Annotated in this window: 11 protein-coding genes; 7 read left to right on the top strand and 4 right to left on the bottom strand. The window is 53.6% G+C overall.

What is annotated here, in order from left to right; all coding sequences use genetic code 11:
* The first annotated feature begins 105 nt into the window (after positions 1–105).
* The 3 genes from DPRO_RS17215 to DPRO_RS17205 all read left to right on the top strand — a co-directional run bounded on the left by DPRO_RS17215 (position 106) and on the right by DPRO_RS17205 (position 4,430).
* Complete coding sequence (locus DPRO_RS17215) at positions 106–942, top strand: amidohydrolase family protein (protein ID WP_097013181.1); 837 nt, start codon at positions 106–108, stop codon at positions 940–942.
* A gap of 514 nt (positions 943–1,456) precedes the next feature.
* Positions 1,457–2,512, top strand: coding sequence for a TRAP transporter substrate-binding protein (locus DPRO_RS17210; protein WP_232005637.1), 1,056 nt, complete (start codon positions 1,457–1,459; stop codon positions 2,510–2,512).
* 34 nt (positions 2,513–2,546) lie between these two features.
* Positions 2,547–4,430 (top strand): TRAP transporter large permease, encoded by a 1,884-nt coding sequence (locus DPRO_RS17205; protein WP_097013179.1) that lies wholly within the window; start codon positions 2,547–2,549, stop codon positions 4,428–4,430.
* Positions 4,431–4,510: 80 nt separating this feature from the next.
* Here DPRO_RS17205 and DPRO_RS17200 read toward each other — a convergent pair whose 3' ends face one another.
* Complete coding sequence (locus DPRO_RS17200; RefSeq protein WP_097013178.1) at positions 4,511–5,167, bottom strand: nitrite/sulfite reductase domain-containing protein; 657 nt, start codon at positions 5,165–5,167, stop codon at positions 4,511–4,513.
* Between the two features lie 631 nt (positions 5,168–5,798).
* Between DPRO_RS17200 and fdnG the strand changes: the two genes are divergently transcribed.
* The 3 genes from fdnG to DPRO_RS17180 are packed head-to-tail and all read left to right on the top strand — an operon-like array spanning position 5,799 to position 10,039.
* Positions 5,799–8,846 (top strand): formate dehydrogenase-N subunit alpha, encoded by a 3,048-nt coding sequence (gene fdnG / locus DPRO_RS17190; protein WP_097013176.1) that lies wholly within the window; start codon positions 5,799–5,801, stop codon positions 8,844–8,846.
* Positions 8,846–9,598 carry a 4Fe-4S dicluster domain-containing protein gene (locus DPRO_RS17185; RefSeq protein ID WP_097013175.1) on the top strand — a complete coding sequence of 251 codons (753 nt, stop codon included), beginning with the start codon at positions 8,846–8,848 and terminating at the stop codon, positions 9,596–9,598. The genes fdnG and DPRO_RS17185 overlap by 1 nt, the downstream gene beginning before the upstream one ends.
* Before the next feature lie 24 nt (positions 9,599–9,622).
* Positions 9,623–10,039, top strand: a complete 417-nt coding sequence (locus DPRO_RS17180; RefSeq protein WP_097013174.1) for a cytochrome c3 family protein — start codon at positions 9,623–9,625, stop codon at positions 10,037–10,039.
* A 507-nt stretch (positions 10,040–10,546) separates the two neighbouring features.
* On the opposite strand, the gene DPRO_RS17175 is transcribed toward DPRO_RS17180, so the two are convergent.
* Positions 10,547–11,392: a YitT family protein gene (locus tag DPRO_RS17175; RefSeq protein ID WP_232005636.1), complete on the bottom strand. Its 846-nt coding sequence runs from the start codon at positions 11,390–11,392 to the stop codon at positions 10,547–10,549.
* A gap of 309 nt (positions 11,393–11,701) precedes the next feature.
* On the bottom strand, positions 11,702–13,288 hold the full coding sequence (locus DPRO_RS17170) for a sigma-54-dependent Fis family transcriptional regulator (RefSeq protein ID WP_097013172.1): 1,587 nt from the start codon (positions 13,286–13,288) through the stop codon (positions 11,702–11,704).
* A 590-nt stretch (positions 13,289–13,878) separates the two neighbouring features.
* Between DPRO_RS17170 and DPRO_RS17165 the strand changes: the two genes are divergently transcribed.
* The gene (locus tag DPRO_RS17165) at positions 13,879–14,652 is read left to right on the top strand and encodes a DUF169 domain-containing protein (protein ID WP_173806813.1); all 774 of its coding nucleotides are present in this window, start codon (positions 13,879–13,881) and stop codon (positions 14,650–14,652) included.
* A 152-nt stretch (positions 14,653–14,804) separates the two neighbouring features.
* On the opposite strand, the gene DPRO_RS17160 is transcribed toward DPRO_RS17165, so the two are convergent.
* Positions 14,805–16,652, bottom strand: coding sequence for an anaerobic carbon-monoxide dehydrogenase catalytic subunit (locus DPRO_RS17160; protein ID WP_157917540.1), 1,848 nt, complete (start codon positions 16,650–16,652; stop codon positions 14,805–14,807).
* Positions 16,653–16,900 lie beyond the last annotated feature (248 nt).

Raw genomic sequence — 16,900 nt, 5'->3', positions numbered from 1 at the left:
CACCACTCTCTTTCCTTGTTCGGCGCACCTGTTCAAAGGCGTGGTATGGACCTTGCTTAGTGAGGGCCGCGTATCGACGCACTCAAACCAACAAGGAGTCATTCAATGAAGGTTATCGACTTTCGATTCAGGCCCAATACCCCCGAAGTAATCAACGGTATCGCCAATAGCGCCATGTTCAAGGATTTGTGTGAAGCCATTGAATTTCACAAGCAGAAACCCGAGCCGTTCGAGACAATTCTCGAAGGACTTGAAAAGCACAATGTGGTCAAGGCTGTGATCACAGGCCGTGATTGTGAAACCACCTATGCTTCCATGGCCAACGGTAACGGTGCTGTCCTGGATTTCTGCACCAAAGCGCCCGAGACCTATGTCGGATTCTGGGGAATCGACCCGCACAAAGGCATGGATGCCATCCGCGATCTGCAGCAGGCCGTGACCGAAAACGAGACCATCAACGGTGCAGCCGTTGATCCGTATCTCGCCAAGATTTACCCCAATGATGCCAAGTACTACCCGGTCTATGCCAAGTGCTGTGAGCTGGATATTCCCATCATCTTCACCACCGGCACAGCCAGCTTTGTCCCCGGTGCTATCATCGATCATGTGGCACCGCGTTACATTGATTTCGTAGCCCGCGATTTCCCTGAGCTCAAAATCATCATGAGCCATGGCGGTTACCCCTGGGTCAACGAAGCGATTATCGTGGCCCAGCGCAACAAGAACGTATTCATCGAATTCTCCGAGTACGAACTGTGGCCCATGGGTTCGACCTATGTCGAAGCGGCCAATACCATCATCGGCGACAAGGTCATGTTCGCCAGCGCCCACCCGTTCATCGACTACCGCGAACAGCTCGAAAAGTACGCAGCCCTGCCCTTTGAGGACGATGTCCGCGAAAAGGTCATGTACGGCAACGCCGCCAAGCTTCTCGGCCTGTAGCAGGCCTACAGTCCACCGGCCTACAATCATTGCCCATCCCCAGCGCCCTGCCCGATTAGTCGGTCAGGGCGTTTTTCTTACCCTCGCAAAGACCATGAAGCTGGACAGCCATCAAAAGCGGAATGGGATCACACTTTTCTGATCATTTATGAATTTTTTCACAGACAATTCCCCCAACAGGCGATGCAACTTCGCAACGCGTTGCAGTTCTGCATCGCCAAAATTGATATGCCATTACGGCATGTTGGGTGAATGGATGCAAAAAAGCATCCTGACAACTGCATGTTTGCAACACAGAGCATAGCTTGATAAGCAATCCCTTCAGCAGCAATCACTTCTCCTCAAAACGGGCGACAAGATCACTTTACATACTGGTATTACTGATCTTTTACACGACAGCTCTCCACACTCCACCATTGCTGACTGTTTTAGTCAGGTTTATTTTTCCTGATTGCATAAAAAAAACCAACTGGCACATCATTTGCTGAAAACATACAAGGCTATGGTTTTTTCAATGTTTTTTCAGCAACTTATCCTTTCTGGGGGAATGGTGTTTACAAGTAAAATTATCAAACAGGCGTTCTTTCTCGTCTTACTCCTGCTACTTGTCGCAGGATGCAAGCTGGGAGCACAGAACGATGACGGCATCATCAAAATCCGTCTGGCGCACCCCATGGCTCCGGGCAACAACGTCACGCTCGGCTATGAAAAATTTGCAGAACTGGTGAACGAGAAATCCAACGGCACCATCAAGGTCGAGGTGTACGGCAGCAGCATGCTGGGCAGCGACCGCGTAGCCATGGAATCCGTTCAGCGCGGTTCCCTTGAGATGGCCTCTAGTTCCTCACCCAACATGGCCAACTTCTCACCCTATTTCATGATCTTCGATCTGCCCTACATCACGGACATCAAGCATCAGAAAAAGATTTACGATGCGTTGGACAATGGTTCCCTGGGTGAATTCTTTGACCGTCTTGGCGAAGAGATCAACCTCAGACCGATCATGTTCAGCGAATACGGATACCGGAACTTCGTGACCACCGGACAGCCCATCTCCACAGCCGACACCCTCAAGAAGCTCAAGGTCCGCGTCACCGCCTCCCCGGTCGAGATCGAGGTCGCCAAAGCGCTCAGCATGAGCCCAACCCCCATTGCATGGGGCGAGACCTACACCGCCATGCAGCAGGGCACGGTCGATGGCGAAGGCAACACCTTCTCCCTTCTCTCGGACTCCAAGCACGACGAAGTCATCCGTTATGCGGTTGATTCACGCCATAACTATTCAATGCACATCCTTATGGTCAATAAGGACTACTGGCACGATCTTCCTGACAACGCCAAGAAGATCATCAATGAATCCGCTGAAGAGGCATTGACCTACCAGCGATCCATCACCGCTTCTCTTGAAAGGAAGGCGGAGCAGAAGTTCATCGACCAGGGCATCAAGGTCCACAAGCTCACCCCTGATGAGCTGGCCGAGTACAAGGCCAGGACCCGCCCTGTCTGGGATCTGTTTGCTGACAGAATCCCCTCCGAACTTTTCACCATGATTCAGGAAATCCAGCAGTAGTCTGACTTCTCAAACGACATAAGGAATAGTACCCATGGAACAAGTAATACCACCGACCCATGTGGCCGAAGACACCCCGAAAACGGGCATCATAGCCTGGATCGATGAAAATATTGAAAAGCCCTTCCTCTTTATCGGGCTGCTCTCCATCATCCTGATCATCACCTTCCAGACCTTTTACCGCTACGTCATCACGCAATTTACCGACGGCGCCGGCTCCGCAGTCTGGACCGAAGAACTGGCCCGGTTCATCTTCATATGGATATCGTACCTCGCCGCCTCAATCGCCATTAAACGCCGCGAGAATATCCGCGTCGACTTCGTCTATGACCGGCTCCCCGAACACTGGAAGCCCACGTTCTGGATCGTCAATGATCTCTGCTATCTGGTCCTCGGCCTTGTGGTTCTTTTCATGGGAACCGATCTGGTTAGTTTCCAGATTCAATTCCCGCAGATCGCTCCGGCCCTCCAGATTCCCTATTATCTCCCGTACATGATCCTGCCCATCGGGTTCGGTCTCATGAGCATTCGTTTGATTCAGGATATCTGGAAAGAGGTGCAGACCGCCGGTATCAAGAGCTTTGCCATCGCCACAGCCATCACTGCAGCGATCTTCACTCCTGTTCTTCTTGGGATCGACATCGCCTCAACCACCATCCTGTTCGGCTACTTCGCTCTCTTCCTGATCATCGGCGTGCCCATCGGCATCAGCCTCGGCCTTGCCTCTCTGGTAACGCTTGTCGGGTCGGGAACGCTGCCTGTTGATTATATCGCTCAGGTATCCTTCACCTCTATCGACTCCTTCCCGATCATGGCGATCCCGTTCTTCATTGCCGCGGGTATCTTCATGGGATCGGGCGGTCTGTCCACCCGTCTGCTGAATCTGGCCGACGAACTGCTCGGCCCCCTGCCCGGCGGCATGGCCCTGGCAACCATCGCAACCTGCATGTTCTTCGCGGCCATTTCCGGCTCAGGCCCGGCGACCGTTGCAGCGATCGGTTCCCTGACCATTCCGGCCATGATCGAGCGCGGCTACGACAAGTTCTTTGCCTGCGCCATTGTCGCTGCTGCCGGTGCCATCGGCGTTATGATTCCGCCCTCCAACCCGTTCGTCATCTACGGTGTCGCTTCACAAAGCTCCATCGGCAAGCTGTTCATCGCCGGTATCATTCCGGGCATGATCACCGGTCTTGTCCTGATGGCTTTCAGCTACTGGTACTCCAAGAAAAAAGGATGGATGGGTGAAGCAAAGGAACGTTCTGTCGCTTCCATCTCCAAGGCCCTCTGGGATGCCAAGCTCGCGCTGATGGTCCCGGTCATCGTCCTCGGCGGTATCTACGGTGGTCTCATGACTCCCACCGAAGCTGCTGCCGTGGCTGCTTTCTACGGACTGATCGTCGGCCTCTTCGTCTACAAAGGGCTGAACATGAGCAACATTGTCGACTCCTTCATGGAAGTCTGCACCACCTCAGCCATCGTCATCATCCTTATGGCCATGGCCACAGTGTTCGGCTACGTCATGACCGTCGAGCAGGTTCCGGCCAAAATCGCCTCCTTCATCCTTGGCGTGACCGAGAGCAAGATCGTCATCCTGCTGCTCATCAACGTCCTGCTGCTCATCATCGGTACGTTCATGGAGGCCCTTGCCGCCATTGTCATTCTCGTGCCGATCCTGCTGCCCATCGTGACCAAGGTCGGCGTGGATCCTGTCCACTTCGGTATCATCATGGTCGTCAACCTTGCTATCGGCTTTGCCACGCCTCCTGTCGGCGTCAACCTGTTCGTGGCATCAAGTGTCGCCAAGGTGAAGCTTGAGCATGTCTCCAAGCAGATCCTGCCGATCCTCGCACTGATGATCATGGTCCTGCTGGCAGTTACCTACATCCCGGAAATCTCGTTGATGTTCATCGGCGATTAATTCCATCCCCCCTGCAAACAAAAGCCCCCGGACAGAGACTGTCCGGGGGCTTTTCATTTTCAACGCGTTCGTATTCGGATTTAGGTCAACGCATCCAGAACGGCTTCACTGCCAAGACGACGGACCATCATGCCAAGTCGCTCGCCCTTCTTTCCGTTCTCCTTGTAGTACGCCAGCCCCTTCTCAATGAGGTCCAGCGCTTCGTCTGCGCTCGCGCCCTTTGCAAGGGTCAGTCCCGGTGCAGCGCGATGCCGTGCAGAACCGCCGTAGAGCACGGTCCATCCCTTGGCTCCGCCAACCAGGCCGAGGTCACGCACGAAGCTCAATCCGCAGGCCATGGCACAGCCGGAAACACCGCTCTTGACCTTGAAAGGATACGGGGCGTTGCTCTTGAGCACGGCCAGCAAACGGTCCGTAATCTCGCGAGTCTCCTGCTTGCCGTACTTGCAAAGGGCTCCGCCTGCGCAAACAGAGATGCCGGGAGGACACTTTTCAACCTGATTGCCCAGTGATTCCAGCACGGAGTCAATCTTGTCGGCTGGCACGCCTTCCAGGTTGAGGCGCTGTCCTGTGGTCACGCGAAGATCGGTCAGGCCAAATGTATCCATGACCTCCTGCACAGTCTGCATGGCAGCGCGGTTGAACAAGCCCTGATGCAGACACAACCGCACGGCGTAGGTGCCGTCTTTCCGTTTTACCGGCATCACATTCATAACTTCGGATTCCATATTTTCCATCAATGATACTCCTGTATATGATTTACAATCTTCGGTGGCATTAGCAAATTCAATGCCTTTTTATGTGCTGACGCCTTTCTCGTTTCAGCGGATGCGGCAATACCACATCGATCCAAAAGACGCACTTGAATCATGACCCACCAAAATCTGCAGCTACTATTCAGCTCCACCTGATGGGTGGATAATCATCACTGGAGGATCAGCCTTGTAACCTTTCGCTTGCCCACGAAATAACACCGCTATCTCGCCAAATTAGGCATAATAAAATGTAGTGTAGAACCATGAGTAACATCATTTCTTTTGCCACGATCATGCTTACCCTCTATTCCATGGAGCCTTTGTGCATGAAGTACAAAAAGTAATGGAAATGGAGGTGCGTATGGCACTCAATGGACAACCTTTTACAGCGCGGAGCACGGCCAATCTTCCTTTTGGAGGGCTGGGGGTGTCTCTTGAGGCGTGTGAAGAGTATGCCAAAGCGCTGGAGGTTCAAGTCATCACTTGGACTCCAGTTTCTTTTTGCGATGGCAGAACCCTTCATGAGCCCCCTGTGGCGCTCTCTGGTTACAGGCTCCTTACAGTGCTCGGCTGTGAGATTCGTGGACGATAATTACTAATCAAGGATTTAGGAATGAGATTGAATCGTCGTGACTTTGTAAAGCTGTCTTCTGCAACAGCGCTTGGCGTGGCCTTCACCGGCCTCGGCATGGGTTGCAAGAAAACAGCGGTCACAAAAATTGCTCAGATGAAACCTGACTGGAGTAAGGAAACTACTTCAGTTTGCGCATACTGCTCGGTTGGTTGCGGACTGGTAGTCACTACCTCCCTCCAGACCAAACGAGCCATCAACGTGGAAGGCAACCCCGATCACCCCATCAATGAAGGTTCTCTCTGTGCCAAGGGCGCAAGCTCCATCCAGATGACCGAGAACAACCTGCGCAACGGCAAATGCCTGTACCGCGCACCCTACTCCGGTGAATGGGAAGAAAAAAGCTGGGACTGGTGTAAAAAACGCATCGCCAAGCTCGCTAAAAAATCCCGCGATAAAGCTTTCGTAGAAAAGAACGACAAAGGCCAGGTCGTTAACCGTAACATGGGTGTAGCCTCCCTCGGCTCTGCTGCGCTCGACAATGAAGAATGTTACGCAATGCATGCATTTATGCGTGCCCAGGGTATCGTATACCTCGAACATCAGGCCCGTATCTGACACAGTGCAACTGTTGCGGCTCTGGGAGAGTCGTTCGGACGCGGTGCGATGACCAATCACTGGAACGATTTGCAGAACAGTGATTGTATTTTGATAATGGGCAGTAATGCTGCCGAAAACCACCCCATTTCCTTCAAATGGGCTTTGAAAGCGCAGGCCAAGGGCGGAAAGATCATTCACGTTGATCCGCGGTACACCCGTACTTCCGCACGTTCCGACAAGCACATTGCGCTTCGTTCTGGTTCCGATATCGCCGTTCTCGGTGGTATGATCAAATATATTATTGATAATGAGCGCTACTTCCTCGAATACATGCGTGATTACACCAACGCCTCTTTCATCGTTGGTGAGGATTACGAATTCAAGGATGGCCTCTTCTCCGGTTTTGATTCGAAAACCGCTTCCTACGACAAGTCGAAGTGGGCATTTGAGTATGACGAAAACGGCATACCCAAAAAGGATGAAACCCTGAAGGACCCCCGTTGTGTTTTCCAGATCGTGAAAAAACACTTCGAGCGCTACTCTCTGGATAAAGTATCCAACATGTCGGGTATTTCTCACGAAGACCTGACTTACCTCTACGACACGTACACTGCCACAGGCACCGCCAAGAAAGCCGGTACCATCATGTACGCCATGGGTTGGACCCAGCACTCCGTTGGTGTGCAGAACATCCGCGCCATGGCCATGATCCAGCTCATGCTGGGTAACATCGGTATTGCCGGTGGTGGCGTCAACGCCCTGCGCGGCGAGTGTAACGTTCAGGGCTCCACTGACTACGCCCTGCTGTACCACATCCTCCCCGGTTACATCGCAACCCCTCTTGCCGGACTGGACACCCTTGACCAGTACAACCAGAAGTTTGCGCCGGTAACCAAGGATCCGATGAGTGCCAACTGGTGGCAGAACTATCCCAAGTATTCCGCCAGCCTGCTCAAGGCCATGTACTCTGACGACGATCCCCAGGATGCCTACAAGTACCTTCCGAAACTGGAAAACCACAAGGCAAGCGAATACTCCTGGATTCCGCTCATCGACCGCATGTACAAAGGCGGCTTCACCGGTGCGTGGATCTGGGGCATGAACCCGGCCTGTTCCAGCTCTGACTCTGAAAAGACCCGTAAGGCTCTTGGCGAGCTCGACTGGATGGTCAACGTCAACGTCTTCGACTGTGAGACTTCGAGCTTCTGGAAAGGTCCCGGCATGGACCCGAGCAAAGTGAAAACCGAGACCTTCTTCATTCCGTGCGCAACCGCAATCGAAAAAGACGGCTCCGTTTCCAACTCCGGTCGCTGGATGCAGTGGCGTTATGCCGGTCCCGAACCAAAAGACGGCGTGCTCACCGATGGTCACATGTTCCACGAACTGTGGGAAGAGATGACCCACCTTTACAAAAAGGAAGGCGGCGCCTACCCCGATCCGATCACCCGTTTGAGCTTCGAGAACATGTGTGAAGACAATGGTCATGGACACATGGAGTTCAGCGCCGAGAAGACCGCAAGGCTCTGTAACGGCTGGTTCACCAAGGACACTGTCGTCAAAGGAAAGCAGTTCAAGAAGGGACAGCAGGTCCCGAGCTTCGCCTACCTTCAGGACGATGGTTCCACACTCTCCGGTAACTGGCTCTATTGTAACTCGGTGAGCGATACCGAGAACAAGTCCCAGCGTCACAACTCAAGCCAGACTCCGCTGCAGGAGAAGATCGGTCTGTTCCCGAAATGGACCTGGTGCTGGCCTGTCAACCGCCGCATCCTCTACAACAGAGCTTCCGTTGATATGCAGGGCAAGCCCTGGGATCCGGAACGCACTGTCATCAAGTGGAACGGCGAGAAGTGGGAAGGCGACGTTCCCGATGGTGGCTGGGCTCCCGGCACCAAGCATCCGTTCATCATGCGCAAACACGGCTTCGGTCAGCTTTATGGCCCTGGTCGCGCTGATGGTCCGCTGCCTGAGTACTATGAGCCGCTCGAGTGCCCCATCAAGGAACACCCGTTCTCCAAAACGCTTCACAACCCGACAGCGGTTCAGGTGAAAGACGAAGAAAAAGCCGTCTGTGATCCGCGCTACCCGTTCGTCGGCACGACATACCGTGTCACCGAACACTGGCAGACCGGTTCCATGACCCGCTGGTGCAGCTGGCTGGTGGAAACCGAGCCGCAGATGTTTGTCGAGATCAGCCCGCAACTTGCAGAGCTTCGCGGCATTGAGAACGGTGAGAAAGTCACTGTCGAAAGTGTCCGTGGTTCCCTGTGGGCCATCGCAATGGTCACCGAACGTATTCAGCCGTACAAGATCAACGGCAACGACGTTCACATGGTCGGTATGCCCTGGCACTACGGCTGGGTTATGCCTGTGGACGGTGGCGATTCCGCAAACATTGTAACACCCAACGTTGGTGACCCGAACACCGGTATTCCCGAATACAAGGCGTTCATGGTCAACGTACGCAAGTGGAAGGAAGGGGATAAATAATGAGTGGTAAAAGCTTCTTTGTTGATTTGTCCCTTTGTACCGCCTGCCGCGGTTGTCAGGTAGCCTGTAAGCAGTGGAAAAACCTCCCTGCCGAAAAGACACGCAATGTCGGCTCCCACCAGAACCCGCAGGACCTGTCCTTCCAGACAATCCGCCTTGTCCGCTTCCATGAAGCGCACGATGCCAATGGCAAGCTCCAGTGGAACTTCTTCCCGGAGCAGTGCCGCCACTGCATCGAACCGCCCTGCAAGTACATCGGTAACATGTACAGCGACCAGGGTGTCGAGCAGGACGCACAGACAGGCGCTGTTGTCATGACCAGCCGCACGACAGCCATCGGTGACACCGTCACCAGTGAAGAGTTGTGCCCGTACAACGTACCCCGCATGGACGAGAAAACCGGCCAGTGGTCCAAGTGCGACATGTGCCTGGATCGCGTGCAGTCCGGTCGTCTTCCCGCCTGTGTTCAGAGCTGCCCCTCCGGCACCATGAACTTCGGCAATCGTGAAGACATGATCGCCCTTGCTGAGAAGCGTCTGAAGGAAGTGCAGAAGACCAACCCTGATGCGTACCTGGCAGACCCCGAGTCCGTTCGTGTCATCTACCTGTGCACCGCACAGCCTGAAGACTACAACGGCAATCTGCTCGCATCGGTGGACGGAAGCAAGATGGTAAGAACCGCACAGGGCAAGAGCGGCGTCAACCGACGCAACCTGCTCGCCGGTCGGTTCGGCTCCAAGGCGAAAGCGTAAACTTACATACTCTAAGGAAATATAATGAAAAAAATATTCATCCTGTCTTTGCTGTGTGTTTGTTTTACCGCAGTATTGGCCTTTGCTCAAAACGAACTGGTCGCATCGATCGATGCCCCGGAAGACGATCTTGAGATCAACTATATCGCAGGAAAAAGTGATCGTAACCTCGGAGTCATTTTCAATCACTCCAGTCACGAATACATTGACTGCTTCACCTGTCACCACAAAAACGAAGTGGCCGACGAACCCGAGTCCTGTTCCAACTGTCACACCGATGTGAACCCGGACGCTCAGGGCAAGTTGTCCTACTTCCGTGCGATGCATGTGAAAGGCGCTGAACAAACCTCCTGTCTCTCCTGTCACCTCGAAGAATTCGAAGGCGACAAGGACCTGACCGGTTGCGCCACCTCCTCCTGTCACCCCACCGGGTTGTACTAGGGAAGAAAGGACCGATGCCGATGATTGTCAAAACAGCTGATCCGCAGGCTTCCGATCTCTTCGTGAGGGCGTGGTCTGCCACCAGCAGGCCCGATACGGATTCGGCCAGGTCAAACACATGATCCAATAGTGCTCAAGCACACAAACACCCGGGGCGGGCACCTCCCCCGCTCCGGGTTTATCCTACCCGCTTCACAATCTGCTCCGAATGTTCGCTGAAACATGGCAGGAATCACCGAGGCACCACGCTCTCGATGCTTGTTGGGATTCGCCTTGTTCAACAACAGGCAACCAGCGAGGATTCCGAACAGATTGATAGAACACCTCCGTATGCCGTCGCACCGGACCTCGCGACACATGGCATCGGAGTTTCAAAGCCCCTCGCAGCGTGCTATCTGCGAGGGGCTTCTTCTTTGAAGGTATTGCGTTACCCATATGTTGGGGTTGGTGGGTGTACCAGTTGCATTCCGAGGAAAACAGCAGGTTCATACCCTGACAGGATGGAACCTATTTGGGCGGCGTGTACCCACCCCAGGTCTGCTGACAGATTCCCACCACAAGAAAGGCTTTTGGGTCGAGCGTATAAATGATCTGTTTCGCATCATAGATTCGCGAGCGCAGAAGCGAACAGTAGAGCATGGTCTTTTCCGTTCCCGAGAACCCGCCTTCCACATTCCAGGTGGTCACGCCGGTTCGCAGTTCGTTCATCATGGCGTACTTGATGGCTTCCGGCGAGGTGGTCACTATCATCAGGCTGCGACGCTGGCTCGATCCCTCCAGAACAAAATCCGATGCCATGCCCGAAAGCAACAGGGCCAGGAACGCCAGCAGTGCGTTCTCCCAACTGAACACGAATCCGGCCAGTACAATGATCAGCAGGTCCGTGAACAGACACGACTGCGACATGGGGAAGCCTGTTTTATTATAGATAATACGCGCCGGGATGGATGTACCGCCGATAGTTCCACCATATCGGTAGAGAATACCGATTCCCACACCGTACAGCAGACCGGCGAAAATGGTTGCGAGCAACGTGTTTTCCGTAATGGGGAAATCCCCCAGCACCACCGGCATATTGTAGGTGAAGAATTCCGTGGCGATGGAAAAGAAAATGACGGCGAGCGCCGAGGAAAAGACGAACGACCATCGACCAAGGGTATAAAAGCCCAAAATGAAGAGCGGGATATTAGCCAGAAGGTAAAACAGACCCGGCGGAAATTGGGTGTAGAAATTCACGATGACGCCAAGACCTGATATACCGCCAGCCGCCAGATTGTAGGGCAACTGAAACAGCACATAGGCAAACGCAGAGAGCCCTGCCCCCAACGCGATCATGATCTGTTGTGTCCCCACTCTCAATACGGTTTGCCAGAGTGGCATTTCCAACTTTCTTCTTACTTTTTCTCCTAACCTCATGCCGTTCAATCCTTTTCTGTTCCAGAAAGCAATGCAGCTTCAAAGAAGCACCACATGCCGGTGTTCCATTTTCACTTCGACAAACGAACCACCGCAGCCTTCACACCCATGATGGAATTTGTCCACCCCTCAGGAGGGAATTTTCACAAATCAATGGAGAATGGCTAAGGAAAGACAAGACTGTTGATGCAGTCCAGGAGACTTAGAGAGAAATCAACGGCGCAACCAGAGAAAAAAAGACGCAGCCTACCGTTTTTTTCGGATGTTCAGCTTGCTGATACGGGTCGACAAGGTGGTCGGCTTGATTCCAAGGAGGTTGGCGGCACCATCCGGCCCGTAGATTTTGCCATTGCAGCGTTCCAGTGCCTTCTCGATATTGCGCACCTGCAACCGGATCATTTCCTCTTCGGTCAAAACCGAATCGGAATCCACGCAATCAAGAGAGGCTGGAGATGGCGTAACCTCATCACCCAAGTCGTTGAGCAAATCCACGTGACGCGCTCCGGCAATGGATGAAATGGCGAAGCGCTCAACCACATTCTGCAATTCACGCACATTGCCCGGCCAGTCATAGCCATGCAACTGCTGCAACTGCTCAGGACGGAATTTCAATGCGGGACGATGCATGGCTTGCAGGGACCGCTTGAGAAAGTGCTCGGCAAGGGGCGCAATATCTTCGCGTCTGGCCCGAAGCGGTGGAACCGTGATCGGAAACACATTCAAGCGGAAGTAGAGGTCTTCACGGAATCGACCGGCCTCCACTTCCTTTTGCAGATCCCGATTAGTGGCGGCAATGATGCGTACATCCACCTTGCGAACCTTTTCCTCACCGATGCGCTCATACTCTCCTTCCTGAAGGACGCGAAGGAGTTGCGCCTGGAGTTCCAAGGGGATTTCACCCACTTCATCAAGAAAGAGCGTCCCTTTATTGGCTGTCCCGAACTTGCCTACCCTGTTGGCGTGGGCACCGGTGAACGCCCCTTTGACGTGCCCGAAAAATTCGCTGGCAAACAGCTCTTTGGGGACCGAGGCGCAGTTGACCTTGACCAGCGCATTGTCACTGCGGTTGCTGCGCTGATGCAGTTCACGGGCCACGACTTCCTTACCGGTTCCCGACTCGCCCTGAACAAGGACGTTGGCATCGGTGGGTGCCACCAGATCGATCTGCTGAATGATTCGCTGCAAGGCAAGGCTGCGACCGATGAACCCGCCGTAAGAACTGGCCTGAACCAGCTCCTCGCGAAGGTAGGTATTTTCGGCTTCCAGCTGTTTTTTGAGATCCTCGATCTGCTCGAAAGCCCGGGCATTGACCAGTGCGGTGGCCGTATGATTAGCGATGATGTTCAGGATATCCAGGGCAGGCTTTTCAATACGGGTCTTGGTGAAGACGGCCAGCACGCCAAGGATTTCGCCGTGGAACTGGATGGGCTGCCCGGCAAAACCATTGATCCCTTCCTTTCTGGCCCACTCGGGATGAGCAATCCATTTGGAATCGTCAGGAATGGACTCCACCACAACAGGCAGTCCCGTGGCCGCAATATGTCCCACCTTGCGCACGCCCATGGGAAAGCGCTGAAAGGTGCCGTCTATTCGACCCCAGTCGGCTGAGTCGTGCACCGGACTTCCTGCGCTGGCCACCAGATGCAGGCAAAGTTCCCTGCTGGGACACTCCTCGGCCATGAGACATGACGAGCAGATATCCCCTTCCTTGATGAGCCATATCCGGGCAAGGGAGACTTCTTCAAAGCTGGAAAGACGGTCAACGATGAGGCGAAAGAGGGAAGAGGTCGAGCGCTGTTCACCCATCTCCAAAAGCAGTGATTGGATTTCCATATTGCTAAAATGAAATGTGCGCTCGGCCGACATGTCGTGAGAGTAAACGAAACGTTTTACTATCACAACACCAATGACGGCAGCCGCGGCTCCGGTTGAGTGAAAAGGTACTGTTAATCGCACACATCGAGTAAACAAAGGCAATCGCCGTGCCAGCCATTGAAACTTGTTAATCAACTGATTTTAAAGGCTAATAATATATTCCATCAACGTATCAACACCGGAATTTCGTGCTGCAACGGAAAACAGTCATACTCACAACGGCATTTCGTTAAAAACAGTTAGACAAACCCTCTTACAACTGCGTATCAAGCCATCCCAACCACAGGAACACAGTCGGGCCAGCATTTTGCCAACCAATAAAAACACATCATTCAAGACAGTTAAGACAAATCTACCGTTGACCTTGTTGTTTTATGCGCTGCATAAGCACCCAAGGCATGCACTTTGCTCAATGCCTACCACTCATAGTGAGTATTCCATTCCAAAGGTTCACTCCCGCAGGTCGGCTGAGCTTGCTTTCACGCCATCAATCACCTTGGGCTCACCGATTCGTACTGCGGGAGTGAACAAGCCAAGGAGACAACACGTTGAACTATAAAGAAATGCAAGACGTACTGATGAAGGAGCTTCGGCTTTACCACTACCCGGTAGCCGTCAAGTTTTTCTACAATGAAGAAGAACTGGCCTCCTTCCAGGAAGATGCCCCGGAAATCCACACACCGCTCAAGCCCATGACCTTCTGTCAGTGGGAACTGGGTGCGCGCATGCAGGGCCAGATCGTCTACTCGGACATCAAAGGACTGGGGTGTGCCAACGCCAAGTACAGCTTTGGCTGGAAAGGGCAGGACGATGCCGAGATCAAGGGACACGCAAAGTACGTTCAGGACCTTGATCAGGCCGAACGGTTCGTCAAATCCAAGCACCAGCTTTGGGAAGGCTTGCTCGGCATAGCAGTGGCTCCGCTGGGTTCCATCGACGGCCTGTTCCAGCCGGACACCATCCATTTCTACTGTGACAACATGCAGGCGTATCACCTGGCCGTCGACTACATGGCCGCCACCGACACCCACCCGTTGCGTCCGAATATCACGATGAATTCATCGGCATGCGGCGGTAACGTCTTCACCTTCATCGAGCAGGAATTCAACATGCTTCCGGCCTGCTCCGGCAGCTACAACGCGGGCAAGACCGAACGCGGCGAGATCAACGTCATCATCCCGGGCAGCAAGTTCAAAGCGACCTTCCAGCGACTCATGGACCGCATCGAAGCTGCCAGCAGCTCCATCACCCGCCCCGGCGACGGCTTCCCCGGCGCAGATATCTGCAAAAACTGTCCGCTGATCATCTTCAAGAAACAATAGCGAACCAGTTGCCCTAAGCCGCAGCCACTTGCTTTAAACACATCACCCTTCTTATAAAACCAGCCCCTCATCCCCTGTCACACAACAAGAGGCGGCCCGCGAGATTCGCGGGCCGCCTTCTTTTTTATTAACGCGGTATGGCTTAACGAATACTATCTCCAGCAACGATCAGACCGCACCTGCGCAAAGTCGGCAATGATCATCTCAGCCACTGCTTGGGGATCAGAGTCCCATTTCATGCTTGAACCAACCAGCTCCCGAGCGCCTTCGCAGACAAACTGTCGAACCGCTTCGGAGCCTGATATCGGATCCGAAGCGCAATGATAGGAATCAAAACCCGACATGCGATACGCAAGAGGCACCACCACTCCCTTGTCACCAGACCACTCCGGCGAAAGGTACGCAAAAGGCAGGTCCTTCATTGCATTACCGGCATATTTGGCGATCTCTCTGAAGACATGCAGGGCGTTGGCATTATCGACACATTCACCGAAATGCCACACCGGAGGCAGCTCGCCCTTGAGAAACATCTGCAACTTGTCACCACACCGGTCGAGCGCCTTTTTACTGCAACGCCCGGACTTCACCAACGGCATTGCCGCGCATCCACTGGCAAAGACAAGGATATCATTTTCCAGGAGCAAATCAACGGCATTCAGCAACGTTTTTTCATCGGCACCCGAGGTATTCGTACACCCTGCAAGGATGACAACACCTTTGATTTGCCCGTTGATAAGGGCCGAAGCAACGCGTTCCAGACAGCCGTAATGGGCATCAAGAGCATCCAGGCTGATCCCGAGAGTTGCGACGACTTCGTTCAGCTCTTCATCACGCCTGACATCCCGTCGACCGGCAAAGCTCTCGATAGCTCGCGAAACAATCATCCCTGCCAGATCATCCATCTCAACGGAAGTATCATTGCCCCCGAAATGCTCGGCGCCTGCCATACCCTCTTTCTCGCCAACGGTAGCGACGACCGTCTTGTGACAATCGGCAACGTTCATGATTCCGGGGAGCACCAACCGGCTATCGGCCAACCACAAATCAAGCGCACCTGTGGACAACGCCACTTCTGAACCGCTGACATTGCAAAGAGGTATCAGCCCGCAATTTTCGTTTTCCAACGACAAGTCGGAGGGGCAAACTCCATACAAGCGAATCCCTGTCGCTCCAACCTGCTCCGCTGACTTGCGGAATTCCTCGGAACGGGCAGCCTGCACGAGACAATCGAGTAATTCCGGGGATACGTCATGAATCGCGATATTCACCGCTCCCCCATCAAGCGCACTCAGATTGGCTTTGGCAACTATCTTTTTCGGCTTGTCGTAAAGGGCGTCCCGAGCAATGGAACCGCCCATCAGAGCATCAACGGAAAAGGCAATACCGAGTCGCATGAGCCGATCCACCGTCATGCGCCACTCATCCTGCGTACCGACCGTGGGCTGGTGCAGGGCTTCAAAAACCTCGTGTGGCAACCCCACTGGGAGCAGGTCCCGGTTGAACCATGTCAATCGACGCTCGGGCGACGCGGCGGCATCGATCACCTTGTGGGGAGTCGACACAACGCGGTTCATGTCCTCGAAAAGGGTATCGGCGACTTGTCCGGCAAGAGTCTCCAGACTTTGCTCCTTAATAGGAAAGCCGAATTCGGTAGCCATGGCGCTGACTGGTTTCGAGCCAGCAACAGGCAGGCTGATTTCGTTATCAGCAGCTTGTTTCAGCGCCAGCATGGATCGCCCGACACGAGCGCCGTGGTCTGCCGCATCCATGGCCGCAGCACGAAGGATATTTCGGGCTACCACGAGATCGGCATTGGCCCCACAGGTCCCACGTGTTTTTTCATCAGTAATAGTACAAGGCCCGAGCGAACAGACTTCGCAGTGGATTTCCTTTTGACCGAAAACAGAGGATGCCCTCGGCCCGGCATCGGGGTTCTGCTGTACTCCACCCGCAGCAGGGTCACAGGTTCCACAGGTTGGTGCATATGTTTCTCTTTTCATGCTGAGTATCCTTCTGGTTATGATCATTGACCGGCTACACGGAGAGCGCTTCCGCCTCCCTGTTTGCCTCGGCAAAGGCATCAGAATGGCAAGAGATATGCCAAAAACAAATAAACGATAAGTCACTGTATTAAATACATAAAACAAAAAGCATCAAGCAAAGCACAACGAGATACCGTTACAGCAACTCATTCCCGATGAACAAGTAACGACTTTCCGTTACACAGACACCTGACCCGCTCTCGAAG

The sequence above is a fragment of the Pseudodesulfovibrio profundus genome (assembly GCF_900217235.1).
Classification (GTDB): Bacteria; Desulfobacterota; Desulfovibrionia; order Desulfovibrionales; family Desulfovibrionaceae; genus Pseudodesulfovibrio; species Pseudodesulfovibrio profundus.
This window is presented reverse-complemented; position numbering and strand designations above follow the sequence as displayed.